This window comes from Microbacterium sp. KHB019, from assembly GCF_037285405.1.
Taxonomy (GTDB): Bacteria; Actinomycetota; Actinomycetes; order Actinomycetales; family Microbacteriaceae; genus Microbacterium.
The window spans coordinates 967,140-992,256 of record NZ_JBBDHF010000001.1; the positions used below are offsets into that span (position 1 = coordinate 967,140).

The following is a 25,117-nucleotide window of genomic DNA, read 5'->3' on the forward strand; positions in this document are numbered from 1 at the left end:
GGCGGTATGGATGCTCCGCTAATCGTTCTCCTGGCCGTCGCGGCTCTCGCCGCCGGCGCCGCCATCGGGTGGTACGCGCGCGCAGCTCGGTCGTCGACGCAGCTGTCGTCGGCTGCAACCGACCTCGCGCGTGCTCAGGCAGAGCTCTCCGCCGCTCGGGATGACCGCGACCGGCAGTACGACCTGTACCGGGATGCCGTCGAGCACGCCCGCACGCAGCAGCGGGCCGAGGCAGACCGGGTGCAGCAGCAGAACGCCGTGCTCACGGCACTCGCCCCTGTGCGAGAGTCGCTGCAGCAGATGCAGAGCAAGGTCGCCTCACTCGAACAGGAGCGGCATGCGCAATTCGGCTCGCTGGCCGAGCAGCTGCGCAGGGCTCAGGAGTCGGATGAGGCGCTGCGGGCCACGACCGAGTCGCTCGCGGGAGCACTGCGTTCGACATCGACGAGGGGCGTGTGGGGTGAGACCCAGCTGCGGCGCGTCGTCGAGGCCGCGGGCCTCACCAGGCACGTCGACTTCGATCTGCAGTCGACGATCTCGTCCGACCGAGGGCAGGGGCGACCAGACATGGTCGTGCGTCTCCCGGGCGGCACCTCGATCGCCGTGGATGCCAAGGTCCCCCTCGACGCGTATCTCGAGGCGACGGCGCTGCCGGGCGGCGACGGGCACGAGGCGCAGCGCCGTGCGCACATGCAGAAGCATGTGAAGGCCGTCCGGGCGCACGTGGACGCGCTGGCGAAGAAGGCGTACTGGTCAGGGCTCGACGCGAGCCCCGAGTTCGTCATCTGCTTCCTCCCGAGCGAGTCACTGCTGGCCGCGGCCATCGATGAGGACCCTGCGCTGCTCGACTACGCTTTCGGCAAGCGCGTGGCTCTGGCGTCACCGGTCAACCTCTGGGCGGTGCTGAAGACCGTCGCCTACACCTGGACCCAGCAGGAGGTGTCGACCGAGGCCCGCACCCTGCTCGCGCTCGGCACGCAGCTGTTCGACCGGCTCGGAACACTCGCCGGCCACGCCGACGACCTCCGGCGGGCGCTCGAGCGCACGGTGGACAGCTACAACCGCTTCGCCGGTTCGCTGGAGACGCGGGTGCTCGTGACGGCGCGGCAGTTCCCCGGGATCGATGCATCATCGCTGGAGGCTGCGCCACCGGTCATCACCAGCAGCCCGCGCAAGTTCACCGCCCCTGAACTGACCGGCGACGCACGCGACGGCGGCGGGCCGGCAGCAGATCAACCGATCGTCGAGATCGAGGCGGATCTCGGGCCGGTGCGGCACCGACTGGCTGACGAGGATGTAAGCAGGGATCAGGCGCTGTAGGGAACCCAGCTGAGCAGGGCGATCACAAGGCCCGAGCTCACGACGAATGCGCCGACCATCCACCACGGGCTGAGTTCATGCCCTTCGGCACGGCGGACGCGGAACAGCACGTCGGTGCGGCGTGCGGGATCCATGTTCGGGGGCGCGGTCGTGGCGGCTGCCGCAGCGGCTGCGCGGGCGGCCTCGTCCTCTGGCGAGATCCGAAGGATGCGACCTGTGTTGGTGGTGACCATCTTCACCGGTGCCGGCTTGTCGCCGCTTCCCGTCGTTCCCGTGGTCATCTCTCACCCTCCTGGAGGCCGTCGCCGTTGAGCTCGACGACGACTCCCATTCTGCCAGGTAAGCCTGAGAAGCGCGGGAGCCGCTCTCAGGAGCCGCGTGCAGCGACCGGCTCCGACGTCAGAGCCACTTCGAGACGAGGTGCTCCGACGAGATGCGGCGGAGCGTCCCAGATGCCCCGCGAAGCACGACGGACTCGGTGTAGACGTAGTTTCCCTCGCGGCGCACACCGGCGACGAGCTGTCCGTCCGTGACACCGGTGGCGACGAACAGCGTGTTGTCGCCCTTGACCAGTTCATCGGCTTCGTACACGTAGTCCATCTGGAGCCCGGCGTCGACGCCGCGCTGGCGTTCCTCGTCATCGCGCGGCCAGAGGCGCCCCTGGATATGACCGCCGAGCGCCTTGATCGCGCAGGCGGTCACGATGCCCTCCGGGCTTCCGCCGACGCCGACGCACATGTCGGTGCGCGCCCCGTGGCGCGCCGCGTTGATGCCTCCGGCGACGTCGCCGTCGCTCATGAGGCGCGTGCCGGCTCCGGCCTCGCGGATCTCTTCGATGAGCCTCTCGTGGCGGGGACGGTTCAGCACCGATACGACGATCTCGTCGATGGGCTTGTCGAGCGCCTTCGAGAGCAGACGGATGTTCTCACCGATCGGCAGGCGGATGTCGACCACGCCGACTCCGGCCGGCCCGGTGACGAGCTTGTCCATGTAGAAGACGCTGGAGGCGTCGAGCATCGTTCCGCGATCCGACACCGCGATCACGGACAGCGCGTTCTGCCGTCCGGCGGCGGTGAGCGAGGTGCCGTCGATCGGGTCGACGGCGATGTCGCACTCGGGGCCGCGCCCTGAGCCGACGACCTCGCCGTTGAAGAGCATCGGGGCGTTGTCCTTCTCGCCCTCGCCGATGACGACTCTGCCCTGGAAGTTCACGGTGCCGAGGAACGCGCGCATGGCGTCGACGGCCGCGCCGTCTGCCGCCTCCTTGTTCCCCCGACCGATGAACGGCACGGCGCGGATCGACGCTGCCTCGGTTGCGCGCACGAGCTCCAGCGCGAGGTTGCGGTCGGGACGCAGTGGGCTCATATCGGCCGTCAGACTCACCATGGGGCCAGCCTAGCCAGCACGATAGCGAGAGAACGGGCAGTTTCGGGCCGAAACCGATGAAGGAATCGTCATTCTTAACATCCGGGAAGACCAGCACTCTCGGGAGCGATCGCCGCCGACGGCAGCCATCGATCGCCAGCGATAGAGTGAGCACTGTCCCGGTCTCATCTATCGCAGGAGATTTTCATGCCCGTCGCCACTCCGGAACAGTACGCAGAGATGCTCGACCGCGCGAAGGCCGGTGGTTTCGCGTATCCCGCGTTCAATGTCTCCAGCTCGCAGACCATCAATGCCGTCCTGCAGGGCCTGACCGAAGCCGGCTCCGACGGCATCATCCAGGTGACCACCGGCGGTGCGGACTACTTCGCCGGCCACACGGTCAAGGCACGCGCGACCGGCGCCCTCGCCTTCGCCCGCTACGCCACCGAGGTCGCCAAGAACTACCCCGTCACCGTCGCGCTGCACACCGACCACTGCCCGAAGGACGCCCTCGCCGGTTTCGTCGAGCCGCTCATCGCGGCATCCGAGGAAGAGGTCAAGGCCGGACGCAACCCGATCTTCCAGTCGCACATGTGGGACGGGTCGGCCGTGCCGCTGAACGAGAACATCGAGATCGCGAAGGACCTGCTCCCCCGCATCAAGGCGATCAACGCCATCCTCGAGGTCGAGATCGGCGTCGTCGGTGGCGAAGAGGACGGCGTCCAGCACGAGGGTTCGAACGACGCGCTCTACACGACCTTCGCCGACGTCGACCAGGCCGTTCAGGCGCTGGGTCTTGGTGAGCAGGGCCGCTACATCGCAGCCCTCACCTTCGGCAACGTGCACGGCGTGTACAAGCCGGGTGGCGTGAAGCTGCGCCCCGAGCTGCTCGGCGACATCCAGGAGCAGGTCGCCGCGAAGTACGGCACCGGTCCCAAGCCCCTCGACCTCGTCTTCCACGGCGGCTCGGGCTCGACCGACGAGGAGATCGCGACCGCGGTCGCCAACGGCGTCATCAAGATGAACATCGACACCGACACCCAGTACGCCTACACGCGTGCGATCGCCGACTACATGTTCAAGAACTACGACGGCGTCCTGAAGGTCGACGGCGAGGTCGGCAACAAGAAGCAGTACGACCCGCGCGCCTGGGGCAAGGTCGCCGAGTCGGCGATGGCGGCCCGCGTCGCGGAGTCAACGCGCCAGCTCGGCTCGCACGGCCAGTCCCAGAGCTGACGCACGCACCGCGAACCCGCAAAACCACGCCGGGACCACGTCGATTCGACGTGGTCCCGGCGTGGTTTTGTCGTTTCGAAGCCGGATGGCGCGCTCAACTAGCGCGTCGACCCGTCCAGGTAGGCGATGAAGGCCGGGTCGCTCATCATCGGAACGCTGATGCAGATCGACGCCACGATCATGGTCACGGCCGCGCCGACCAGCGGAATCCACCAGGTGAGCCTGCCCCGCCGAAGACGCCGCATCGACAGCCACGCCGTGATGACCCAGCCGATGACGAGCACGATCGCCGCGGTCGTGCCCCAGATCTTGGCCTGGTCGAAGTTCGTGAACTCCCCATCGATCCCGAGGATGTTCATGCTCTGGTTCATGACCGTCGGGAGGTCGAGGTACGACATCCCCGTCATGAAGACGTTCACGATGCCGTAGGCGAGGAGCGCGATCGTGATGACACGATCCCACGGACGCGCCGCCGGCTTGGCCGCTGATGCGGCCCCTGTGGGAACGGCGTCGGCGGGTCCGGACGCCGTGGCCACAGCCGCCTCCGGCGCAGCATCCTCCGGCGCAGCATCCACCGGCGGCAGGCCGGCGAGCCGCCGCTGCTCCTCCGGTGTCGCGTACTCGCCGTACTGCGGGCGATCGGTCATGACGTAGCGGTCTTCGTGCGTCCGCCCGGCCCGCGCGCGTCCCGCTGACCTGCGAGATCCTGGCGCAGCTCCTTGGGCAGGGAGAACATCAGGTCCTCCTCCGCGGTCCGGACCTCTTCGACATCCGCGTATCCGGCGGTGCTGAGCGTCTCGAGCACTTCCTTGACGAGCACCTCCGGCACAGAGGCGCCGCTGGTCACGCCGACCGTCTCGACGCCGTCGAGCCACTCCTGCTTGACCTCCTCGGCGTAGTCGACGCGATAGGCGGCCTTGGCGCCGTACTCCAGCGCGACCTCGACCAGGCGGACCGAGTTCGACGAGTTCGCCGATCCGACGACGATGACGAGGTCGGCATCCTTCGCGACCTTCTTGATCGCGACCTGGCGGTTCTGGGTGGCGTAGCAGATGTCGTCGGACGGCGGATTGTGCAGCTCGGGGAAGCGAGTGCGCAGGCGGTTGACCGTCTCCATGGTCTCGTCGACGGACAGCGTGGTCTGCGACAGCCAGACGACCTTCGACGGATCCTTCACCTGCACGGTGTCGGCCTCTTCCGGCGAGTTCACGATCGTGACCCGCTCGGGCGCGTGGCCGGCGGTTCCTTCGACCTCTTCGTGGCCGTCGTGGCCGATCAGCAGGATCTCGAAGTCATCGCGGGCGAATCGCACAGCCTCGCGGTGCACCTTCGTGACCAGGGGGCAGGTCGCGTCGATCGCGTGCAGCCCTCGGTCGGATGCCGCGTTCACGACGGCGGGCGAGACGCCGTGCGCGCTGAACACGACGTGGGCGCCCTCCGGCACCTCGTCGACCTCTTCGACGAAGATCGCACCCTGCGCCTCGAGCTCGGTGACGACATGGATGTTGTGCACGATCTGCTTGCGCACGTACACCGGTGCACCGTAGCGCTCCAGAGCCTTCTCGACGGCGACGACGGCACGGTCCACACCGGCGCAGTAGCCTCGCGGGGCTGCGAGCAGGACGCGCTTGTGTCCGTCGACCGGGTTATTCTGAAGCCGCGTCGCCCGCGACCGAGGGATGCGGGGAACGGGAAGATGTACGGTGGCCTGGCTCACACCTCGAGTCTACCGAGGGACGCCATGGAGGGGCCTGGACGACGATTCAGGTGCGAGCAGACGGAAAGGACCCGATGACGGTCTTCGAGGCATCTCACGTGAACGGTCAGACGCCGCCGGCCGACGCCGTCGCGCCGCGTGATTCGACGGCGGATGCCCCCACCTCCGTGGCACGTCTGAACGGCACCATCCGCGACTTCATCGCGCGATGGAATACCGTCTGGGTCGAGGGTGAGATCACCTCCTGGAACATCCGCGGCGGGAACGTGTTCGGGCGGCTCAAGGACACCCAGTCCGACGCGCAGATCTCGATCCGCGTATGGTCGAGCGTTCGCGGTCGCATTCCGGCGGACATCGGCGTCGGCGACCACGTCGTCGCGGCGGTCAAGGCGGACTACTTCGTCAAGGCGGGTGACTTCAGCTTCACCGTCTCGAGCATGAAGCACGTCGGACTCGGTGATCAGCTCGAACGGCTCGAGAGGCTTCGATCCCAGCTGCGCCAGGAGGGGCTGTTCGATGCGGCGCGCAAGAAGCAGCTGCCCTTCCTCCCCCATGTCATCGGCCTGATCACCGGCGAGCGATCGGATGCCGAGAAGGACGTTCACCGCAATGCCGAGCTCCGGTGGCCGCAGGTGCGCTTCCGCACGCGGTACGCCGCGGTGCAGGGCGACCGCTGTGTGCCGGAGACCCTCGCAGCGCTGGCAGCGCTGGACGCCGATCCTGACGTCGACGTCATCATCATCGCCAGAGGCGGTGGCGATCCGCAGACGCTGCTGGGGTTCAGCGATGAACGCCTCGTGCGGGCGGTGGCCGCGGCATCCACCCCGATCGTCTCGGCCATCGGACACGAGAACGACCACCCGATCCTCGACGATGTCGCCGACCTGCGCGCTTCGACGCCGACGGATGCCGCCGAACGCGTCGTCCCAGACGTCGGAGAGCAGCGCGCACTCATCGGCCAGCTGCGCGCTCGTGCCACGTCGCGTCTCACGCAGCGGGTGAGTCACGACATCGCGCAGCTCGAGCAGCTGCGGTCGAGGCCGGTGCTGCGTTCACCCGACCCGATCATCGAAGACCGGGCGCAGGAGCTGTGGCTGCTGCTGTCACGCGGCCGCGACAGCGTCGCCCGTCAGCTCGACTCGGCGGCCCGCAAGACGTCCGAGCTGCGCGCCTCGCTGCGCGCGCTGTCGCCGGCGGCGACGCTCGCCCGCGGCTACGCGATCGCCCACCTCGACGGCGGCGTGATTCTGCGGGATGCGGCAGACGCTCCGGCCGGCACTGCGCTGACCATCACGGTCGATCGAGGCTCGCTCGCTGCGCGGTCGGACGGCGAGATCGCCGAAGCCGACTGACGCGGCATCCGACCGGCCGCCCGAGAATTGCTTTGCATGCCGAAACGGCCGCTGCCAGCAGCATTCTCGGCGCGCAGGGCGATTCTCAGTGGCGAAAGCGCGGCGGCGGCCCCGTCGTAGGATGGAAGGCGTGACTGCGCCGAACGCCACCCCCGTGGAGACCCTGTCGTTCGAGGCCGCCCGTGATGAGCTCGTCCGTGTCGTCGCCGAGCTCGAACAGGGCGCGCCGACCCTCGAGCACTCGCTCGCCCTGTGGGAACGCGGCGAGGCCCTCGCTGCGCGCTGCGAGGAGTGGCTGCTGGGCGCGAAGCGCCGCCTCGAAGCGACGCGGCCAGAGGCATCCGGCGCCGACTCCGCATCAGCCGAGGACGAGTCATGAGCAAGCAGCCTCCGATCGTCGCGGAGCTCGGACGTCCGGAGACTCCGGCCGAAACCGCTGCGCGCAAGGCGGAGTTCAGCAGGAACTACCGGGCGAGCCAGTCGTTCCGCAATCTCATCGCGGCCCTCATCATCACGCTCGCCGTGGTCGCCATCATCATCTTCGGCGTGCCGCGCGGCCAGCCGGCGACGGAGCACGAGATCGACGTCGACCGCATCGCGGCCGATGTCGAGTCGACCATGCAGCGCCCGGTCATCATCCCGGATCAGGGTGACTTCTGGCGTGTGAACGCCGCCAGCCTCGAGGGTGGGGCGATCAACGTCTGGAAGGTCGCCCTGGCCCCGGCCGCGGAGAACGAGCGCGGCTTCATCACGGTCGCTCAGGCGTTCGACGCCGACGCCTCGTGGGCGCCGCAGGTCCTGAACGGTTCGGCTCCCACCGACACGACCCGGATCGGCGGGCTCGAGTGGGACGTCTACTCCCTCGCCGGCAAGACCGAGAACAACGTCAGTTACGCCGTCGGCACCCAGGCCGGCGACGACTACGTGCTGCTGTACGGGGCCCGTTCGGCTGACTCGACCGCGGAGTTCGCCGAATCCCTCGTCCCGCAGATCCGCACCGTTTCGGAGGCAGAATGACAACGCTCACCCCGACCGCCGCCTGGCAGGAGATGCTGGACGGCAACCGCCGATTCGTGGCCGGTGAGCCGCGGCATCCGAATCAGAACGTCGAGCGACGTCACGACCTCGCGAACGAGCAGCATCCCGTAGCGACCCTGTTCGGATGCTCGGACTCGCGCCTCGCAGCCGAGATCATCTTCGACAAGGGCCTCGGCGACCTCTTCGTCGTGCGCAACGCCGGACAGGTCATCGGCGAGTCGATCGTCGGCAGTCTCGAGTACGCCGTCGAGATCCTCCAGGTGCCGCTCATCGTGGTCCTCGCGCACGACTCCTGCGGCGCCGTACGCGCCGCGATCGACGGGACCGCGATCGACGCCGCTCCGCTCCCCCCGCACATCTGGAAGCTGATCGCCCCGATCATCCCCGCCGCTCGCAAGGTCCTGGCGGCGAACGGCGGGTCGACCCCCGCCGAGATCGACGCCGAGCAGGTCGGGCGCGAGCATCTGCGCAACACCGTCGCGAACCTGCTGCAGTCGTCCGAACTGATCAGCGAGGCCGTCGCCGAAGGACGCCTGGGCATCGTGGGCGCGAACTACCGTCTTGCCGAGGGCACGGCCGTGCCCGTCATCACTGTTGGAATCGACACGGGGTCAACCGGCGACCTCGAAAACCAGGAGGGATCGAAGTGACCGAATCACACCAGCGCAGCGGCGAAGAATCGCAGGGCTACCGCATCGAACACGACACGATGGGCGAAGTGCGAGTGCCCGTGAACGCGCTGTACGGCGCGCAGACGCAGCGCGCCGTGGAGAACTTCCCGATCTCGGGCAAGGGACTGGAGTCCGCTCAGATCGCCGCGCTCGCGCGCATCAAGAAGGCCGCTGCCCTCGCCAACAAGGATCTCGGCACGCTCGACGGCGCCATCGCCGACGCGATCGCTCGGGCCGCCGATGAGGTCGCTGCCGGTCGCCACGACGGCGAGTTCCCCGTCGACACCTATCAGACCGGCTCCGGCACCTCGTCGAACATGAACATGAACGAGGTGCTGGCGACTCTGGCCACCGGCATCCTCGGCTCCGCCGTGCATCCGAACGACCACGTGAACGCATCGCAGTCGTCGAACGACGTGTTCCCGACGTCCGTGCACATCGCCGTCACGCAGGCGCTGATCGACACGCTGATCCCATCGCTCGACCACCTCGCCGTCGCCCTCGAGGCGAAAGCCGAGCTGTGGAAGGACTCGGTCAAGTCCGGTCGCACCCACCTGATGGATGCCACGCCCGTCACTCTCGGCCAGGAGTTCGGCGGCTACGCCCGCCAGGTGCGCCTGGGCATCGAGCGCGTGCAGTCCGCGCTCCCCCGCGTGGCCGAGGTTCCGCTCGGCGGCACGGCCGTCGGCACCGGCATCAACACCCCGCTCGGCTTCCCGCAGAAGGTCATCGAGCTGCTCGCCGCCGAGACAGAGCTGCCGATCACCGAGGCGAAGGATCACTTCGAGGCGCAGGCCAACCGCGACGGCCTGGTCGAGACCTCTGGGGCGCTGCGCACGATCGCCGTCTCGCTGACGAAGATCAACAACGACCTGCGCTGGATGGGCTCCGGCCCGAACACCGGCCTCGGTGAGCTGCACATCCCCGACCTGCAGCCCGGTTCGTCGATCATGCCCGGCAAGGTGAACCCCGTCGTGCCCGAGGCCGTGCTCATGGTCTGCGCACGGGTCATCGGCAACGATGCGACCGTGGCATGGGCCGGAGCATCCGGTTCCTTCGAGCTGAATGTCGCGATCCCTGTCATGGGCACCGCGCTGCTCGAGTCGATCCGCCTGCTGGCCAACGCCTCGCGTGTGCTGGCCGACAAGACCGTCGACGGCCTCGAGGCGAACACGGAGCGCGCCGCCGCGTTCGCGGGTATGAGCCCGTCGATCGTCACCCCGCTGAACAAGGTCATCGGCTACGAGGCAGCGGCGAAGATCGCCAAGCACTCGGTCGCCAAGGGCATCACGGTGCGCGACGCCGTAATCGACCTCGGCTACGTCGAGCGCGGCGAGATCACGCTCGAGCTGCTCGACGAGAAGCTCGACCTCCTCAGCATGACGCACCCGGGCTGAGCCCGGGCGGCCAACGCCCCCCGCGACACGTTGGGGGCCACTTGCACGGATGTCGGACGATTCTTCGGAATCGGTCCGACATTCGTCGTTTCGGCCCCGTTCTGTCGCCCGCGACTTGCCCTGCACAGGATGCCGGGCAGAGGAGTCGTCCACCGATAGTGGATCCCACGCCATCAGGCCGGGCCGGCACCCGTCAAGGTGGCAGCATGTTCGATCCAGCGACACTGCTCTCGCGCCTGGGCGGCATCAGCCGTGGAGTCACACTTCAGAAGTTCGGCGTGACACGACATCAGCTTGCGGCCGCTGTCGGCAACGGCGAAATACAGCGAGTCCGCCCAGGAACTTTCGCATCTTGGGACGCGAGGCCTGCGCTCGTGACGGCCGTATGGCACGGCGGAGCCTTGACCTGCTCCGCAGCGCTGCGCCATCACGGAGTGTGGGTCTTGTCCGCAGCAGGAGCACCACACGTGTGGGTCGGTCAGCGCGGCCGCGTGCACGTTCATCCTCAGTGCGTCTGTGTGAGTCACTTCTTCCGAGGAACCCCTCCCCTCGGCCTCGCCGCAGTGGAAGACGCTCTCGTGCATCTTTATCGCTGCGAGGGAGCCGAGTCGTTCTTCGCTTCGTTCGAATCAGCCTGGCAGCTCGGTCGTCTCTCGAGATCGGCTCGATCACGCGTACGGTCGGCTCTGCCGGCATCCGCTCGATGGCTGGTCGATTTAGCACGGCCAGATGCCGGCAGCGGTCTCGAATCCCTCCTCCGCTTGCGGCTTCATCTGATGGGAATCGTGCTCGCATGTCAGGTACACATCGATCGCGTCGGCCGGGTGGACTTCGTCGTGGGTGGCCGGCTGATCATCGAGGTCGATGGGCGGGAGAACCATGAGGGGCAATCGATGCGCCACAAGGATCTGACACGCGATGCCGCGGCATCCGCACTCGGTTACGAGACTCTCCACTTCGACTATGCCCAGGTCATCCACGACTGGCCGAGCGTGCAACAGGCCGTGGTCGGGGCGCTTGCGCGCCTCCGCGAGCACGCGTGACTGACACTTCGGGGGTGCAAACGACGGATGTCGGACGATCTCCCCCGATCAGTCCGACATCCGTGTTCTCGACCCCCGAACTGTCGGGGTGGCGGGCTCAGCTGAGCTCGCCGCCCTCCAGCAGGTCCGTGACGAGCGCCGCGATCGCCGAACGCTCTGAGCGCATCAGGGTCACGTGCCCGAACAGCTCATGTCCCTTCAGGGTCTCGATCACCGAGGCGATGCCGTCGTGGCGGCCGACACGCAGGTTGTCGCGCTGCCCGACGTCGTGGGTGAGCACGACGCGCGAGTTCTGCCCCATGCGGCTGAGCACGGTCAGCAGCACGTTGCGCTCCAGCGACTGCGCCTCGTCGACGATCACGAAGGCGTCGTGCAGCGAGCGTCCGCGGATGTGCGTGAGCGGCAGCACCTCGAGCAGCCCCCGTTCTACGACCTCGTCCATCACGTTGCCGGAGACCACAGAGCCGAGCGTGTCGAACACTGCCTGGCCCCAGGGACCCATCTTCTCGTTCTGGTCTCCGGGCAGGTAGCCGAGTTCCTGCCCGCCGACGGCGAACAGGGGGCGGAAGACGATGATCTTCTTCTGCTGCTGCCGCTCCAGCACCGCCTCGAGACCGGCGCACAGCGCGAGCGCCGACTTGCCCGTTCCGGCGCGGCCGCCGAGTGAGACGATTCCGACCTCCGGATCCAGCAGCAGGTCGATCGCGATGCGCTGCTCAGCCGAGCGGCCATGCATGCCGAACAGTTCCCGGTCACCGCGAACCAGTCGGTACTCGCCTTCGCCGGTCATCCGGCCGAGCGCCGAACCCCGTTCGGAGTGGATGATGAGACCGGTGTTCACCGGCAGTCCTCTGGCGTCTTCGCTGATTCCGACTTCGCTCTCGTACAGGTCGCTGATCTCGTCGCCCGACAGGTCGAGCGGGGCGATTCCGGTCCACCCGGAGTCAACGGCCTGCTCGGCGAGGTACTCCTCCGCGATGAGCCCCAGCGACGCCGCCTTCACACGCATCGGCAGGTCCTTCGAGACGATCGTGACGTCCTGCCCGTCCTGCGCGAGATTCATGGCGACGGCGAGGATGCGACTGTCGTTGTCGGCCAGGCGGATGCCGCTGGGCAGCGCACTCGCGTCCGTGTTGTTCAACTCGACACGGAGGGTTCCCCCCTCGCCGACCGGCACGGGGAAGTCGAGCCGTCCGTGCTCGATGCGCAGCTCGTCGAGATGACGCAGCGCCTGCCTGGCGAAATAGCCGATCTCCGGATCGTGGCGCTTGCCCTCGAGCTCCGTGATCACCACGACCGGAAGGACGATCGAGTGCTCTGCGAAGCGGAACAGCGCCTGGGGATCCGACAGCAGCACCGACGTGTCGAGCACATATGTGCGGAGGTCCTGATCCTGGGCGTCCGAAGACGACCTGTCCGAGGACGACCGGCGCGAGGCCTGACGGGTGGACTGCTGTGCTGTACGTGTGGTCACGACCCACTCCCGACCCGGGATGTTTCCCGGCTATGCCACGAGTCGACCTGGGGCCACGAGTCGCGTACCTTAAGGCCGACTCGACCGGACACCATGTCCGATGCCTTGAACGTACGACCGGGTCGCCGATCACGACATACGACACGCCCGAAGCGTCGGTTAAGCCGAGATTAACTCTGCGCGCGGGTCAGACGCCGGGCGCGACGACGGTCCGGAGCGCGTCGTCGAGCATGCGCAGAGTGTCGTCGCTCGTGCCGGCGTGGGCGGCCACACGCACCGTCGTGCCGCGCGTCGTCGCGACGATCCCCTCGTTCGTCAGTGCCGCCGAGACCGCGGCAGGAGCCTCCGGGGCGAGCGTGACGATGCCGGCGCGACGCTCGCGGTCCCGCGGTGTGAGAACCGGGATGCCGTGACGGTGGGCGATCTCGAAGATCGTGTCGATCCGCCCGCGGATGGTCTCCTCGATCTCCGCCACACCGGCGTCGCGCACATCGCGGAGCCCGATCGCGAGGCGCGCGACCGCGAGCTGGTCCGGCCCGTTGACGATGAACGCCCGAGCGGATGCCGCTGGCGCGGGCAGCTCGTCGATGGGGAGCCCGCCATCCACCCCGGCGAGCCCGGACAGCACGGGTTCGATGCGCTCGCGCGCCTGAGCCGAGAAGGATGCGAAGCCGGTTCCCCGCGCGGCGCGCAGCCACTTGTAGCCATGGCCGACCACGACGTCCGCAGCTGCGTAGTCGTCGTCCACGACGCCGAACGACTGCACGGCGTCGACGATCAGGAGCCGATCGGGCCCGAGGACGTCACGCAGCCCGGCGAGATCGGTCCGGTAGCCGGTTCGGAAGTCCACGTGGCTCACCACGAGGGCTGTGACGTCGTCATCGAGCGCTTCGGCGACGGCATCCACCGTGACGAATCCGTCCTCCGGCATGATCCAGCGCGGCACGAGGCCACCGGCCGACAGCTGCGCAGCACGCTCGAGCGTCATCGTGACGCTCGGAAACTCTGCGGTCGAGGCGATCACGGTTCCGGAGAGGCCGAACAGGGCGTGCATGAGGCCGTGCGACGACGACGGCTGCAGCGTCACCGTCTCGGAATCGACACCGAGCAGTTCGGCCGCGAGGACACGCGCCTCATCGAGACGCTCGGCGACCAGTGAGCGCGATGACGGTCGTCCGCTGCCGAGCAGATCGGCGTCGGCGAACACCTCGGCGCGCACGGTCGGCGAGATCGGCCCGAAGGCTGCCCAGTCGAGGTAGCCGGGGTCGCCGTCGAACGTGGCGAGATAGTCGTCGAATGTGCTCACTCGATGAGTCTCCCATGGGAGCTCTCCGGCAGGTATGGGTAGTGGGGCCCGGTCCTTCCCGGGGTCAGCGCCCGAATCGGCGATCGCGGTCGGCGAAGTCCCGGATGGCGCGCAGGAAGTCGACCTCGCGCAGATCCGGTCCGAGCGCCTCCACGAAGTAGAACTCGCTGTGCGCGCTCTGCCAGAGCAGGAAATCGCTCAGCCGCTGCTCGCCGCTCGTGCGGATGACGAGATCGGGATCGGGCTGCCCGCCGGTGTAGAGGTGCTCGCCGATCATCTCGGGCGTGAGGTGGGCTGCGAGGTCCTCGAGGGTGCCGCCTGAGGCGTCGTGCTCGGCGATGATCGAGCGCACCGCATCCACGATCTCGTTGCGTCCGCCGTATCCGACGGCGAGGTTCACGTGCAGTCCGGCGTTCCCTCGGGTGCGCTCCTCTGCGTCGTGCAGCACTCTGGCGAGCTCATCGGGGAGGATGTCGGAGCGACCGACGTGCTTCACGCGCCAGCCCGCCTGCTGAGACAACGACTCGGCGAGCTCGGCGATGATCTCGATGAGGTCTTCGATCTCCTTCGAGTCGCGCTTTCGGAGGTTGTCGCTGGAGAGCAGGTAGAGCGAGACCACGCGGACGCCGATCTCATCGCACCAGCCGAGGAACTCGCGCATCTTCGCCGCTCCGGCGCGATGCCCGTCGGCGGCCGAGTCGAAGCCCAGCTGCCTGGCCCAGCGCCGATTGCCGTCGATCATCATCGCGACGTGGTGCGGCACGGACGCCCTCTCGAGCTGACGCCGTAGACGGCTGCTGTAGAGCCGGTACAGCGGGCCCCTGCCCTCGCTCGTGCGTGGATTCACGTGCCTACGCTATCGCGAGGACTCCTGCGGCCCGTGTGATGGTGCTGTGGATCGCCGATATGTGTGGTTCGAGGCATGAGCGGCGATTTAGAGTAAGCACGTGAGTACTCCCGAGACTGACGCCGTCCCCGTGCCCGAGCTTCCGCTGCTGAAAGCAGCGGCAGCCGATGCCGAGATCAAGCCGACCTGGCGTGGATGGCTGCACGCCGGGACCTTCCCCGTCGCGATCGCGGCGGGGATCGTGCTCATCGTTCTTGCGCAGGGCGCCCCGGCGAAGTGGGCGGCCGTCGTGTTCATGGTGAGTTCTCTGCTGCTGTTCGGCAACTCGGCGCTCTATCACCGGATCGACTGGAAGCCGAAGACCAAACTGATCCTCAAGCGGATAGATCACGCGAACATCCTGCTGCTGATCGCGGGCACCTACACGCCGCTGGCGGTCAACGCACTGATCCCCGAGAAGGGCGTGCTGCTGCTCTGCGTGGTGTGGGGCGGCGCGATCCTCGGGATCCTGTTCCGGGTGTTCTGGATCAATGCACCGCGATGGCTGTACGTCGCGCTGTACCTCGCCCTCGGCTGGGCCGCCGTGATGTACATGGCCGACCTCGTGCAGGCCAATGTCGCCATGATGGTGCTGGTCTGCGTCGGCGGCGTCCTGTACACGCTCGGCGCCGTCGCCTATGCGCTCAAGAAGCCCAACCCGTGGCCCGGGCACTTCGGTTTCCACGAGATCTTCCATCTGTGCACCGTGCTGGCGTTCCTGTGCCACTGGACGGCCTGCCTGCTGATCTCCCTCGCCCCGTACTCCCCCTCGCTCGGCCTTCCCGGCTGAGCATCCGGACTCGAACCATCCAGCCCCAAGGAGAAGAAATGGCCGACGTCGAGAGCTTCACGCTCGACCACACCGCTGTCCTCGCCCCGTACGTGCGTCTGATCGGCGTCGAACACGGACCGAAGGGCGACGCGATCTCCAACTTCGACGTCCGCTTCGTCCAGCCGAACGAGGGCGAGATCCCCACGGCCGGCCTGCACACGATCGAGCATCTGCTCGCGAGCCTCATGCGCGACCGCATGGACGGCATCATCGACATCTCGCCGTTCGGATGCCGCACAGGCTTCCACTTGATCACCTGGGGCGAGCCGCAGGTTCCTCAGATCGTGGATGCCGTCACCGGCAGTCTCACCGCCATTGCGGAAGAGATCACGTGGGACCAGGTTCCCGCGGTCAGCGCGGTCGAATGCGGGAACTACCGCGACCACAGCCTGCACAGCGCGCGCGAGTGGTCGAAGCGCATTCTCGAGCAGGGCATCAGCTCGGATCCGTTCGAGCGCATCGGCGTCTGACGCCCTGAGTCGCCGAAGTCCGCGGCCCGATCAGGACGGCGGGTTCTGCTCGTCCTCCTCCTTCGCCGCGGCCTCCTCAGCGTCCAGCTCCTCGCGCACCTCGGCGCGGTAGCGGACCCGGCGGACTCGGCGGTTCATGTCCCAGATCAGCAGCGCGACGGCGATCACGACGATCACGATGACCGCGAAGCCCGCGGGGCCAGGGGTGACCGAGTTCGGGTCGACCGTCATCGACGGCGTCGGCATCGGGGTCCCTGTCTGGGAGAACACGGCACCAGCGAGCACCGCTCCGAAGTCCACCATCATCTGTCAGCCTCTCGATCTCAGGTCGCGTAACCTGGAATCTCAAGCCTAACGACCGAAAGGCCCGCGCCGTGACGACCGCACTCGAGCTCGACGAGCGATACGGGCGCACTCGCCGCGGGCGGCTCCCCTGGGTGATCGGCATCATCGTCGTCATCGCCATCGTCGGAGCCTTCGCATGGATGACGCTCGCCCAGTCGATGAACTCCGTGGACACCGACGACCTCGGATTCGAAGTCACCGATGAGCACAGCGTCACAGTGCGGTTCCAGGTCACCGGCGGACAGGGCAAGGACGTCGCATGCGCGGTCGAGGCGCTCGATGAGGAGTTCGGCATCGTCGGCTGGAAGATCGTCGAGATCCCGGCATCCGAGGGCCATCTGCAGCAACTGAGCACGACGGTCCCCACCGTCTCGGAGGCCACCACAGGTTTGGTGAACGCCTGCTGGGTCGCATAGAATCCTCTGAGACGACGCCCTGGCCCATTCGCCGGGGCGTCTTGGCATATCCCCTCCGCCGGAGACGGCGGTCAGCACACTCGCCCTGAAGGGCGTTCGATGAAGGAGCACGCTGTGTCCACAGACGCTCAGGTCCCGTTCCTCACGCAGGAAGCCTACGATCGGCTCGTCGCCGAGCTCGAGCACCTCTCCACCGTCGGTCGCGATGAGATCGCCAAGCGCATCGAAGCGGCCCGTGAAGAAGGCGACCTCAAGGAGAACGGCGGCTATCACGCCGCGAAGGACGAGCAGGGCAAGCAGGAGGCGCGCATCCGCACGCTCGAGCAGCTCCTGAAGACCGCCAAGGTCGGAGAGGCTCCGGCCAGTCGCGGCATCGTCGAACCGGGAACCGTCGTCACCGCGCTCGTCGCGGGCGGCGAGGAGCAGTTCCTGCTCGGCAGCCGCGAGATCGCCGGCGGCACCGACCTCGATGTCTACAGCGAGGCGAGTCCGCTCGGCCAGGCCATTCTCGGGCTCAAGATCGGCGAGAAGACGTCGTACGAGGCGCCCAGCGGCAAGTCGATCTCGGTCGAGGTCACCGGCGTCGAGACGTACTCCGGCTGACGGGCTCCGAAACTCCGAATGGCCCCTCCGTGCGGAGGGGCCATTCGCGTACGGCGCGGGTCAGTCGGGGACGACGATGGGGTCGTAGCCGGCTTGGCGGAGCGTGTCGAGCGTGAGCTCCGTGTGCTCAGCGCCGCGCGTCTCGATGCTCAGCTGCAGGCTGACCTCGCTGATCTGCAGCCCCTGACCGTGGCGGGTGTGCATGACCTCCATGACGTTCGCGCCAGCCTGGGCGACGAGTTCTGACACGCGAGCGAGCTGGCCAGGACGATCAGGCAGCGGGATGCGGACGGTCAGATAGCGACCGGATGCCGCAAGACCGTGCGAGACCACGCGCTGCAGCAGCAGCGGGTCGATGTTGCCGCCGGTGAGAACCGCGAGGGTGTTGCCGGTGTCCTTCACCTTGCCCGCGAGGATCGCTGCGACGCCGACAGCCCCAGCGGGCTCGACCACGACCTTCGCCTGCTCGAGGAGCACGAGGATGGCACGCGCGATGTCGTCGTCGCTGACCGTCACGACCTCGTCGACGAGGTCCTGGATGATCTCGAACGGCACGTCGCCGGGCTTCGCGACGAGGATGCCGTCGGCGATCGTCGGGTGCGTGACGATCTCGACCGGATGCCCGGCCTCCAGCGACGGGGCGACGGCGGCGGCGTTCTCGGCCTGCACACCGATCACGCGGATCGTGCGACCGAGCCGGGCCGCTGCGGCCTTGGCTGCGGTGGCGACTCCGGCGATGAGACCGCCCCCGCCGATGCCGACGAGGATCGTGTCGACATCAGGAGCGTCCTCGATCAGTTCGATCCCGAGCGTCCCCTGCCCGATCACGATGTCCCGGTGGTCGAACGGATGGATCATGATCGCGCCGGTGCGCTTGGCGAACTCCGCGGCGAGGCGCAGGGACGTCGCGACGGTCTCGCCCTCGAGGACGACTTCCGCGCCATAGCCGCGCGTCGCGAGAAGCTTCGGAACCGGGACGCCAAGCGGCATGAAGATCGTCGCGGGGATGCCGAGGGCTTGAGCCGCGAGCGCGACGCCCTGCGCGTGGTTGCCGGCGGATGCCGCGACCACGCCGTGCGAGCGCTCCTCCTCGGTGAGCTGCGCGAGGCGGTGCCCCGCGCCGCGGATCTTGAACGATCCGGTGCGCTGGAGGTTCTCCATCTTGAGGACGACGGGAGACCCGAGGATGTCGGACAGCGCCCTGGACGGCAGCGTGGGCGTGTGGGAGATCACGCGCTCCAGCCCCCGTGCGGCCTCTTCGAACTCTGCCAGGGTGGGGACTGCGCTCATGTATTCCTCCGTCGCCGCTCGCGCGGCACTGTACTCCAGATGAGATCACCGGCTGGTTGTCTGCCGGTGCGCCACGAGCCGGTGCTCAGCGTCACCGCGACGACGTTCACGAATGCGGCCAGCGGGACGGCGAACAGCGCACCGGGGATGCCTGCGATCATCGACCCGCCGGCGACGACGAGGACGACGGCCAGCGGATGCACCTTCACGGCCGACCCCATCAGGATCGGCTGCAGGATGTGACCCTCGATCTGCTGAACGCCGATGACGACGACCAGCATCCAGAACGCGTTCCACGGGTCGTTGTAGACCAGCGCGAGGAAGACGGCGACCGTACCGGTGGCGACGGCTCCGACGATCGGGATGAACGCACCGAGGAAGACGAGCACCGCGACGGGGATGGCGAGCGGAACCCCGAGCAGGAACGCTCCGAGGCCGATGCCGATCGAATCGATCGTCGCCACGAGCAACTGCGTCTTGGCGTAGTTGACGACTGTTCGCCAGCCGCTGCGGGCCGACGCGTCGACCGCGGGGCGCGCGTCACGCGGGAAGAGCTTGGTGGTCCACCTCCAGATGCCGCCGCCGTCGGCGAGCAGGCAGATGAGGACGAACAGGGTCAGCAGAGCGCCGACCACGACGTGGCCCGCGGTACTGCCGATCGCCAGGGCACCCGACCAGAGGAGCTCGGCCTGCTGCTGGATGAGGGCCCAGCCCTGATCGAGGTAGTCCTGGATCTGCGTCTCGGTGAGGTGGAGCGGGCCGTCGATGAGGTACTTCCGGAATTCCTCGACCGCGGCGACCGTGCGCGATTGGACCTCGGACCATTCGCGGGCGACCTGCCAGCCGACCAGCCACATGAGCCCGGTGACGATCGCGATCGTGCCGAGCAGGGCGATGAGGATCGCGAGCCACCGCGGGAACCGGCGGCGGAGCATCCACTCGAAGGCGGGCCAGAGCAGGGCGGTGATGAGGATGCCGATGAGCAGCGGGATGACCAGGAGCTTGAGCTGGATGACGATCCAGATGATGACGCCGGCAGCGGCTGCGATCAGGAGCAGCCGCCAGGCGTAGGCCGCCCCGACACGCAGCGAGAGCGGAACGGTGTTGTCCGCCTCGGTGGACACCGTGCGGTCCGTCGGCATGCGACCCCACAGAAGATCGCGCTTGCGGGGGCGCTGCTCGTCCGTCATGGGCCAAGTCTAGTTGCGGCGCTGTGGGGATGCTGTGACGCACGCCATCCGCCCATGTCGGAGGCGGGCGGTACGCTGACCGGGTGCCAGAGACACTCAGCGCCGCCCAGGCTCGTCGCGTCGCCCTGGCCGCCCAGGGGTTCACTCGTCGGCGTCCGGTGGCTCAGGTCTCCGCGCGCCACGTGCACCGAGCCATGGAGCGGCTCGGTGTGCTGCAGATCGACTCCGTGAACGTCTTCGCCCGCAGTCACTACCTGCCGCTCTTCTCGCGCCTGGGTGCCTACGACCCTGCACTGCTCGACCGCGTGTTCATGTCGCGCACGACGCACTACGTCGAATACCTCGCGCACGAGGCGACGTTCGTCCCCGTCGATGACTGGTCGCTGTGGCGGTTCCGCATGGACGACTTCCGACGGCGCTGGGCCGCGCCCGATTCGTGGGTGAGCCAGAACTCGCGCACGCTCTCGTGGGTGCAGGACGAGCTGCGCGATCGCGGGCCTCTGCGGCCGGCCGAGCTGCGTGCCGACGCGCCGCGCGAGCGCGGCACCTGGTGGGACTGGGACGAGGTGAAGCTGGCGCTCGAGCATCTGTGGCGCACCGGAGACGTCGCGATCAGCGGTCGACGCGGGTTCGAGCGGCTGTACGCGCTGGAGGAGCAGGTGATCCCGGCCGATGTACGCTCACGCGAGGTGCCGCGGCAGGATGCCATCCGCGAGCTCGTCCATCGAGCCGCACGATCTCAGGGTGTGGCGACGGAGTCCGACCTGGCCGACTACTACCGTGTCCGTGATCGCGTCTCGATTCGTCAGGCGATCGACGATCTGGTCGATGCCGGCGATCTGCAGCCGGTCCAGGTGCGCGGCTGGGAGCGGGGCGGTCGGCCGGTTCCGGCATGGATCCATCGCGAGGCCGTCGTGCCCCGACGAGTGGATGCCGCAGCCATCCTCACGCCGTTCGACCCGGTCGTATGGTTCCGTGATCGCGCGTTGCGCGCGTTCGATCTCGACTACCGGATCGAGATCTACGTGCCGGCGGAGAAACGCCGCTACGGGTACTACTCCCTGCCCGTGCTCGTCGGCGACCGGATCGTCGCGCGCATCGATCTGAAGTCGGAACGGGCTTCCTCGACGCTGCAGGTGCAGTCGGCCTGGTGGGAGCCGCAGGCGCGGCCCGGCGACGCCGACGCGATCGCCGACGAGCTCGCTCTGGCGGCTTCCTGGCAGGGCCTGGAGAACATCTCCGTCTCCGGGTGGGGCGATGCCTCGGATGCCGTGGCCGCTGCTCTGCACATCAATCGCGGCGGCGTGCTGCGGCACGTGCACGATCGGCAGCGTCAGGCGTGACCAGGAGGGCGCGCGTCGGCGTCGCGGCGATCATCGTCGTCGCACTCATCGTCGTCGCTGTCGTCGTGATCGCGCTGTGGCCGCGAGAGGGCGATTCGACAGCGCCGCGAGCCGGCTCAGGGGTGGCGTCCGAGCTCGCCGATGACCAGTTGAGCGCTCTCGCGCGGCGGCCGTTCGACGCCCTCGTGGAGACCTGCGCGCAGCCGTCGACCGAGGTGTCGAAGGGCTGCGGCATCCGACTCCCCTGGGCTGCCGACTTCGCTGAGGTCGACGGCATCCGGTACCGCGTCGAAGCGCCGCCGACCCTGACGGTGACGCCTCCGACGTTCCGCGCGGACGACGGCATCCTCGTCGCGACCGTCACCGGAACGGGCATCGACGGCGCCACGAAGTCACTGACCTATCGCACGGAGAACTGGATGCTCCGCGGCGATGTGACGGTCAAGAACGCCGGGGTCGTGCTGTCGGCCTGGTGACCGTCTCGATCAGAATTGCACGCGCGGCGGCTCGGCGATCGCCGCGCCGTCGGCGACCTCGAAGAACTCGCGCTCGGTGAAGCCGAGGCTGCGGGCGAACAGGTTGTTCGGGAAGACCTTGATCTTCGTGTTCAACTCGCGCACACCGCCGTTGTAGAAGCGACGTGCGGCCTGGATCTTGTCCTCGGTGTCGACCAGCGCGTGCTGCACCTGCAGGAAGTTCTGGCTCGCCTGCAGCTGCGGGTACGCCTCGGCGACGGCGAACAGGCTCTTCAGCGCCTGCTGCAGATGGCCCTCGGCGATGCCCGCCTCCCCTGGACTGGTGGCTGCGAGTGTCTCGGCCCGAGCGCGCGTCACGTTCTCGAACACGGCCTTCTCGTGCGAGGCGTATCCCTTGACCGTCTCGATGAGGTTGGGGATGAGATCGGCTCGTCGCTTCAGTTGCACCGTGATGCCGCTCCAGGCCTCATCGACGCGGACGTTCAGCTGCACGAGGGAGTTGTACGTCGCCCAGAGATAGATGCCGATCAGCACCACGACGGCGACGACGATCAGTACCGGAATGAGCCATTCCATCTCAGGCAACCCCCTCGGAGCGAATTTCTTTCATCCTATCCAGGCACCCTGCGTGTGCACTGGGGATCGGGTCACTCACCGAGCACGCGATCCAGGTATCTGTTGGCGAATCGGCGAGCAGGATCGAGGCGATCGCGCAGCGCCGTGAAGTCATCGAACCGCGGGTAGCGTTCGCGCAGCCGGGCGGCGTCCAGCGTGTGCAGCTTGCCCCAGTGCGGCCGGCCGCCGTGCTCGAGGCAGATCTGTTCGACCGCCTCGAAGTACTCGGTCGGGTCTGCGCGCCAGTAGCGGTGGACCGCGATGTATCCGCTCGCTCTGCCGTGCGCGGTGGAGAGCCAGAGATCGTCGGATGCGGCGAAGCGCACCTCGATCGGGAACTCGATCTTCCATCCTCGTCGGCGGATGAGCGCCTGCACCTCCCGGAACGCCGGAGCGATGTTCTCGGCGGGGAGTGCGTACTCCATCTCGCGGAATCGCACCGTCCTGCTCTGGGTGAGCACCGTGTGCGAGCGGTCGATGTACTCGCGATCGCCGGTGAGCTTCACGGCCAGCCGGCTGAACGGGGGCGTGATGACGGGTGCGATCTGACCGGCGGCGCACACGACCCGGTAGACGCCGTTGGAGAGAAGCGACTCGTCGATCCAGCGCCCCAGCTTCGGCAGCGGGCGGCGCGGGGCGGACTCCGGCAGACGCGTCTGGCGCTTCGTGAGGGCGACCTCGGTGTGCGGGAACCAGTAGAACTCGAAATGGTCGGATGCCGCGACCCGCTCGTCGAGCGTCTCGAGCACCTCATCGAGCGGTGCCGGCTCGTCGATCGCGTGCATGACGAAGGCCGGCACGCACTGGAGGGTCACCTCGACGAGGATGCCGAGAGCCCCGAGCCCGAGCGCCACGGCGGGCAGCAGTTCGGCGTTCTCCGTCTCGCTGACACGCAGGAACTCGCCGTCGCCCGTGATCAGCGTGGCCGCGACGACCTGGGTGGCCAGGCCGCCGAACCCGGCACCGGTGCCGTGCGTTCCGGTGGAGATGGCGCCGGCGATCGACTGACGGTCGATGTCCCCGAGGTTCTGCATCGCGAGGCCGTGCGGCGCGAGCAGCCGCGGAATCCTGTGCAGCCGGGTGCCGGCGAACAGCGTCACCCTGGACTGCTCGGCGTCAACCGAGACCAGCCCCTGCATGTCGTCGAGTTCGAGCAGCACACCGGGTGCGACGGCGATGCCGGTGAAGCTGTGACCGGCACCGACAGCCTTGATGGGCAGGTTGTGGGCGATCGCGGCTCGCACTGCGCGCTGCACTCCCTCAGGGCTGCGCGGTCGTTCGACGCTGGCGGGCTTCACGGTCGCCGACCGGCCCCAGTTCTGCCAGGTGCCACCGGGTCTGGTCACAGGAACGTCTTCCCTTCGCCGCGGTAGGTCGGCAGTTCATCGATTACCTCGGTGCCGGAGACCAGGTGGTACGTCTCGATGCGCTCGGCCGGCTCACCGCTCTTGGCGTGCCGGAACCAGACACGGTCGCCGACGCTGAGCCCAGCCGCCGCACGACCCTGCAGCGGCGTCTGCACCTCGCCCGCAGCCTCACGCGGCATGGTGCGCAGTCCCTCGGGCCAGATCGCGCGCGGCTGGCGAGATGCGACGGCGGGGCCGGAGGCGATCCATCCGCCGCCGAGGACGGTGGCGATGTCGGCGGCCGGTCGCCGCACGACGTCGAATGCGAATGCACTCGCCGGCGCGGGGTGGAACGAGCGGTAGCCATCGAAGAGGTGCCCGCCGAGCAGCCCGCTGCCGGCTGACGCCTCGGTCACGGACTCGTCGCTGCCCGTGAACTCCAGAGATCCTGTGCCGCCCCCGTTGAGGAACTCGAGCGGTGCGATATCGGTGAGCGCGTCGGCGATCTCCGCTCGGCGGGTGCGGAGTTCGGCGCGCGAACGTGCCTGCACCGTGCGGATGATGGGGGAATCAGGGCCGTTGTCGCCCTGACCGGCGATCTGCGCCTCGTACATCTGCAGGCCGACGAGCTCGAACCCGGGCCGGGCGACGATCGTGCGCGCGAAGCGCGTCACGTCGGATGCCGTGAACAGGGGCGACCGGCGAACGCCGATGTGCCCGAGCGCCGATGAGCGCCACGACGCATCCGCGTCGATCGCGACCCTCACTGTGGCGCGGTCGCCCGGTGCAGCAATGCTGTCCACGAGGTCGAGGTGGGCGACGTCATCCACCATGAGCGTGATGCGGGATGCCGCCTCCTCGTCGTGCACGAGCCGCTCCAGGCTCGCCCGGTCGACGGTCGGATAGCCGACGACGATGTCGTCGTGGGTCTCGGCCAGCCAGAGCGCCTCGGCGAGCGTGAACGACAGGATGCCGCGGTACCCGGGGATCCGCAGCACGGCGTCGAGCACGGCACGCACCCGCACCGACTTGGAAGCCACGCGGATCGGGATGCCGCCGGCGCGGACGAGCATGTCCATCGCGTTGTGGCGCAGCGCATCGAGATCGATCACGCCGACAGGTGCAGGGAGGTGAGCCGTGGCCTCGGTCAGACGCGGCCACCATCGCGACGGGTCCTCCCAGGCACGATCGGCTGCGGACGTCGGCGGCGCGGTGAGGTCGAGCACTCCCCCACCATACGACCTCGGAGTCTCGAGACGCCCTAGGCTGAGGATGTCATGCCCCCATAGCCCAATGGCAGAGGCAGGCGACTTAAAATCGCTTCAGTCTGGGTTCGAGTCCCAGTGGGGGCACCGCCTCGAGAACGCAGAAACCGCCCTTCCCGAA

Annotated in this window: 27 protein-coding genes and 1 tRNA gene; 15 read left to right on the forward strand and 13 right to left on the reverse strand. The window is 68.1% G+C overall.

The window, feature by feature from the left end; genetic code table 11:
• Positions 1-6 precede the first annotated feature (6 nt).
• Complete coding sequence (gene rmuC / locus KHB019_RS04745) at positions 7-1,320, forward strand: DNA recombination protein RmuC (RefSeq protein ID WP_230102089.1); 1,314 nt, start codon at positions 7-9, stop codon at positions 1,318-1,320.
• Here rmuC and KHB019_RS04750 read toward each other — a convergent pair.
• Both KHB019_RS04750 and glpX read right to left on the reverse strand, forming a co-directional pair.
• Positions 1,308-1,601 (reverse strand): hypothetical protein, encoded by a 294-nt coding sequence (locus KHB019_RS04750; protein WP_230102088.1) that lies wholly within the window; start codon positions 1,599-1,601, stop codon positions 1,308-1,310. The two genes, rmuC and KHB019_RS04750, sit on opposite strands and share 13 nt — an antisense overlap.
• 118 nt (positions 1,602-1,719) lie before the next feature.
• Positions 1,720-2,706 carry a class II fructose-bisphosphatase gene (gene glpX / locus KHB019_RS04755; RefSeq protein WP_230102087.1) on the reverse strand — a complete coding sequence of 329 codons (987 nt, stop codon included), beginning with the start codon at positions 2,704-2,706 and terminating at the stop codon, positions 1,720-1,722.
• A 180-nt stretch (positions 2,707-2,886) separates the two neighbouring features.
• Between glpX and fbaA the strand changes: the two genes are divergently transcribed.
• Positions 2,887-3,921 (forward strand): class II fructose-bisphosphate aldolase, encoded by a 1,035-nt coding sequence (gene fbaA, locus KHB019_RS04760; protein WP_337458400.1) that lies wholly within the window; start codon positions 2,887-2,889, stop codon positions 3,919-3,921.
• Between the two features lie 98 nt (positions 3,922-4,019).
• Here the strand turns inward: fbaA and KHB019_RS04765 are convergent, their stop codons facing one another.
• Complete coding sequence (locus KHB019_RS04765) at positions 4,020-4,568, reverse strand: DUF6264 family protein (protein ID WP_230102085.1); 549 nt, start codon at positions 4,566-4,568, stop codon at positions 4,020-4,022.
• Positions 4,565-5,602: a 4-hydroxy-3-methylbut-2-enyl diphosphate reductase gene (locus KHB019_RS04770; protein WP_337458401.1), complete on the reverse strand. Its 1,038-nt coding sequence runs from the start codon at positions 5,600-5,602 to the stop codon at positions 4,565-4,567. Before KHB019_RS04770 ends, KHB019_RS04765 begins: the two co-directional genes overlap by 4 nt.
• Before the next feature lie 110 nt (positions 5,603-5,712).
• On the opposite strand from KHB019_RS04770, the gene xseA reads away from it, so the two are divergent.
• The 6 genes from xseA to KHB019_RS04800 all read left to right on the forward strand — a co-directional run bounded on the left by xseA (position 5,713) and on the right by KHB019_RS04800 (position 11,139).
• The gene (gene xseA / locus KHB019_RS04775) at positions 5,713-6,990 is read left to right on the forward strand and encodes an exodeoxyribonuclease VII large subunit (RefSeq protein WP_337458402.1); all 1,278 of its coding nucleotides are present in this window, start codon (positions 5,713-5,715) and stop codon (positions 6,988-6,990) included.
• Between the two features lie 121 nt (positions 6,991-7,111).
• Positions 7,112-7,369 carry an exodeoxyribonuclease VII small subunit gene (locus tag KHB019_RS04780; protein ID WP_230102082.1) on the forward strand — a complete coding sequence of 86 codons (258 nt, stop codon included), beginning with the start codon at positions 7,112-7,114 and terminating at the stop codon, positions 7,367-7,369.
• Positions 7,366-8,007 carry a DUF4245 family protein gene (locus tag KHB019_RS04785; RefSeq protein WP_337458187.1) on the forward strand — a complete coding sequence of 214 codons (642 nt, stop codon included), beginning with the start codon at positions 7,366-7,368 and terminating at the stop codon, positions 8,005-8,007. Before KHB019_RS04780 ends, KHB019_RS04785 begins: the two co-directional genes overlap by 4 nt.
• Positions 8,004-8,678, forward strand: coding sequence for a carbonic anhydrase (locus KHB019_RS04790; RefSeq protein WP_230102080.1), 675 nt, complete (start codon positions 8,004-8,006; stop codon positions 8,676-8,678). The genes KHB019_RS04785 and KHB019_RS04790 overlap by 4 nt, the downstream gene beginning before the upstream one ends.
• Positions 8,675-10,096: a class II fumarate hydratase gene (locus KHB019_RS04795; RefSeq protein WP_337458188.1), complete on the forward strand. Its 1,422-nt coding sequence runs from the start codon at positions 8,675-8,677 to the stop codon at positions 10,094-10,096. The genes KHB019_RS04790 and KHB019_RS04795 overlap by 4 nt, the downstream gene beginning before the upstream one ends.
• Before the next feature lie 776 nt (positions 10,097-10,872).
• Positions 10,873-11,139, forward strand: a complete 267-nt coding sequence (locus KHB019_RS04800; RefSeq protein WP_230102078.1) for an endonuclease domain-containing protein — start codon at positions 10,873-10,875, stop codon at positions 11,137-11,139.
• A gap of 97 nt (positions 11,140-11,236) precedes the next feature.
• Here the strand turns inward: KHB019_RS04800 and KHB019_RS04805 are convergent, their stop codons facing one another.
• The 3 genes from KHB019_RS04805 to KHB019_RS04815 form a co-directional block, all read right to left on the reverse strand.
• Positions 11,237-12,511: a PhoH family protein gene (locus KHB019_RS04805; RefSeq protein ID WP_325471538.1), complete on the reverse strand. Its 1,275-nt coding sequence runs from the start codon at positions 12,509-12,511 to the stop codon at positions 11,237-11,239.
• A 289-nt stretch (positions 12,512-12,800) separates the two neighbouring features.
• The gene (locus tag KHB019_RS04810) at positions 12,801-13,919 is read right to left on the reverse strand and encodes an aminotransferase class V-fold PLP-dependent enzyme (protein ID WP_325471287.1); all 1,119 of its coding nucleotides are present in this window, start codon (positions 13,917-13,919) and stop codon (positions 12,801-12,803) included.
• 64 nt (positions 13,920-13,983) lie between these two features.
• Positions 13,984-14,766 carry an isoprenyl transferase gene (locus KHB019_RS04815; protein ID WP_325471286.1) on the reverse strand — a complete coding sequence of 261 codons (783 nt, stop codon included), beginning with the start codon at positions 14,764-14,766 and terminating at the stop codon, positions 13,984-13,986.
• Positions 14,767-14,866: 100 nt separating this feature from the next.
• Here KHB019_RS04815 and trhA point away from each other — a divergent pair, with 100 nt between their 5' ends.
• Together trhA and KHB019_RS04825 are read left to right on the forward strand one after the other, a co-directional pair.
• Positions 14,867-15,595 (forward strand): PAQR family membrane homeostasis protein TrhA, encoded by a 729-nt coding sequence (trhA, locus tag KHB019_RS04820; protein ID WP_414684022.1) that lies wholly within the window; start codon positions 14,867-14,869, stop codon positions 15,593-15,595.
• 38 nt (positions 15,596-15,633) lie between these two features.
• Positions 15,634-16,107: an S-ribosylhomocysteine lyase gene (locus KHB019_RS04825; protein WP_230102075.1), complete on the forward strand. Its 474-nt coding sequence runs from the start codon at positions 15,634-15,636 to the stop codon at positions 16,105-16,107.
• A 30-nt stretch (positions 16,108-16,137) separates the two neighbouring features.
• On the opposite strand, the gene KHB019_RS04830 is transcribed toward KHB019_RS04825, so the two are convergent.
• Entirely contained in the window at positions 16,138-16,413 is a 276-nt protein-coding gene (locus KHB019_RS04830) for a hypothetical protein (RefSeq protein WP_230102074.1), read from the reverse strand.
• A gap of 68 nt (positions 16,414-16,481) precedes the next feature.
• On the opposite strand from KHB019_RS04830, the gene KHB019_RS04835 reads away from it, so the two are divergent.
• Together KHB019_RS04835 and greA are read left to right on the forward strand one after the other, a co-directional pair.
• Positions 16,482-16,868 carry a DUF4307 domain-containing protein gene (locus KHB019_RS04835; RefSeq protein ID WP_230102073.1) on the forward strand — a complete coding sequence of 129 codons (387 nt, stop codon included), beginning with the start codon at positions 16,482-16,484 and terminating at the stop codon, positions 16,866-16,868.
• 114 nt (positions 16,869-16,982) lie between these two features.
• Entirely contained in the window at positions 16,983-17,471 is a 489-nt protein-coding gene (gene greA, locus KHB019_RS04840; RefSeq protein WP_230102072.1) for a transcription elongation factor GreA, read from the forward strand.
• A 60-nt stretch (positions 17,472-17,531) separates the two neighbouring features.
• On the opposite strand, the gene ilvA is transcribed toward greA, so the two are convergent.
• Both ilvA and KHB019_RS04850 read right to left on the reverse strand, forming a co-directional pair.
• Positions 17,532-18,761 (reverse strand): threonine ammonia-lyase, encoded by a 1,230-nt coding sequence (gene ilvA / locus KHB019_RS04845; RefSeq protein ID WP_337458189.1) that lies wholly within the window; start codon positions 18,759-18,761, stop codon positions 17,532-17,534.
• Positions 18,758-19,951 carry an AI-2E family transporter gene (locus KHB019_RS04850; RefSeq protein ID WP_325471284.1) on the reverse strand — a complete coding sequence of 398 codons (1,194 nt, stop codon included), beginning with the start codon at positions 19,949-19,951 and terminating at the stop codon, positions 18,758-18,760. The genes ilvA and KHB019_RS04850 overlap by 4 nt, the downstream gene beginning before the upstream one ends.
• An 83-nt stretch (positions 19,952-20,034) precedes the next feature.
• On the opposite strand from KHB019_RS04850, the gene KHB019_RS04855 reads away from it, so the two are divergent.
• On the forward strand, positions 20,035-21,294 hold the full coding sequence (locus KHB019_RS04855; RefSeq protein WP_230102069.1) for a winged helix-turn-helix domain-containing protein: 1,260 nt from the start codon (positions 20,035-20,037) through the stop codon (positions 21,292-21,294).
• Positions 21,291-21,770 (forward strand): hypothetical protein, encoded by a 480-nt coding sequence (locus KHB019_RS04860; protein WP_337458190.1) that lies wholly within the window; start codon positions 21,291-21,293, stop codon positions 21,768-21,770. The genes KHB019_RS04855 and KHB019_RS04860 overlap by 4 nt, the downstream gene beginning before the upstream one ends.
• Before the next feature lie 9 nt (positions 21,771-21,779).
• Here the strand turns inward: KHB019_RS04860 and KHB019_RS04865 are convergent, their stop codons facing one another.
• The 3 genes from KHB019_RS04865 to KHB019_RS04875 form a co-directional block, all read right to left on the reverse strand.
• Complete coding sequence (locus KHB019_RS04865; RefSeq protein ID WP_230102067.1) at positions 21,780-22,346, reverse strand: LemA family protein; 567 nt, start codon at positions 22,344-22,346, stop codon at positions 21,780-21,782.
• A gap of 71 nt (positions 22,347-22,417) precedes the next feature.
• Positions 22,418-23,731, reverse strand: a complete 1,314-nt coding sequence (locus KHB019_RS04870; RefSeq protein WP_337458191.1) for a D-arabinono-1,4-lactone oxidase — start codon at positions 23,729-23,731, stop codon at positions 22,418-22,420.
• Positions 23,728-24,957 carry an alanine racemase gene (locus tag KHB019_RS04875; RefSeq protein WP_230102065.1) on the reverse strand — a complete coding sequence of 410 codons (1,230 nt, stop codon included), beginning with the start codon at positions 24,955-24,957 and terminating at the stop codon, positions 23,728-23,730. The genes KHB019_RS04870 and KHB019_RS04875 overlap by 4 nt, the downstream gene beginning before the upstream one ends.
• Before the next feature lie 53 nt (positions 24,958-25,010).
• Between KHB019_RS04875 and KHB019_RS04880 the strand changes: the two genes are divergently transcribed.
• Positions 25,011-25,083, forward strand: a tRNA-Leu gene (locus KHB019_RS04880).
• Positions 25,084-25,117 lie beyond the last annotated feature (34 nt).

Coding starts and splice junctions, on each gene's coding strand:
- KHB019_RS04785 (WP_337458187.1), top strand. CDS start 7,366: ATGAGCAAGCAGCCTCCGATCGTCGCGGAGCTCGGACGTCCGGAGACT.
- KHB019_RS04850 (WP_325471284.1), bottom strand. CDS start 19,951: ATGACGGACGAGCAGCGCCCCCGCAAGCGCGATCTTCTGTGGGGTCGC.
- rmuC (WP_230102089.1), top strand. CDS start 7: ATGGATGCTCCGCTAATCGTTCTCCTGGCCGTCGCGGCTCTCGCCGCC.
- KHB019_RS04780 (WP_230102082.1), top strand. CDS start 7,112: ATGGAAGGCGTGACTGCGCCGAACGCCACCCCCGTGGAGACCCTGTCG.
- KHB019_RS04830 (WP_230102074.1), bottom strand. CDS start 16,413: ATGATGGTGGACTTCGGAGCGGTGCTCGCTGGTGCCGTGTTCTCCCAG.
- xseA (WP_337458402.1), top strand. CDS start 5,713: ATGACGGTCTTCGAGGCATCTCACGTGAACGGTCAGACGCCGCCGGCC.
- glpX (WP_230102087.1), bottom strand. CDS start 2,706: ATGGTGAGTCTGACGGCCGATATGAGCCCACTGCGTCCCGACCGCAAC.
- ilvA (WP_337458189.1), bottom strand. CDS start 18,761: ATGAGCGCAGTCCCCACCCTGGCAGAGTTCGAAGAGGCCGCACGGGGG.
- KHB019_RS04825 (WP_230102075.1), top strand. CDS start 15,634: ATGGCCGACGTCGAGAGCTTCACGCTCGACCACACCGCTGTCCTCGCC.
- KHB019_RS04750 (WP_230102088.1), bottom strand. CDS start 1,601: ATGACCACGGGAACGACGGGAAGCGGCGACAAGCCGGCACCGGTGAAG.
- KHB019_RS04765 (WP_230102085.1), bottom strand. CDS start 4,568: ATGACCGATCGCCCGCAGTACGGCGAGTACGCGACACCGGAGGAGCAG.
- KHB019_RS04800 (WP_230102078.1), top strand. CDS start 10,873: ATGGGAATCGTGCTCGCATGTCAGGTACACATCGATCGCGTCGGCCGG.
- KHB019_RS04790 (WP_230102080.1), top strand. CDS start 8,004: ATGACAACGCTCACCCCGACCGCCGCCTGGCAGGAGATGCTGGACGGC.
- KHB019_RS04865 (WP_230102067.1), bottom strand. CDS start 22,346: ATGGAATGGCTCATTCCGGTACTGATCGTCGTCGCCGTCGTGGTGCTG.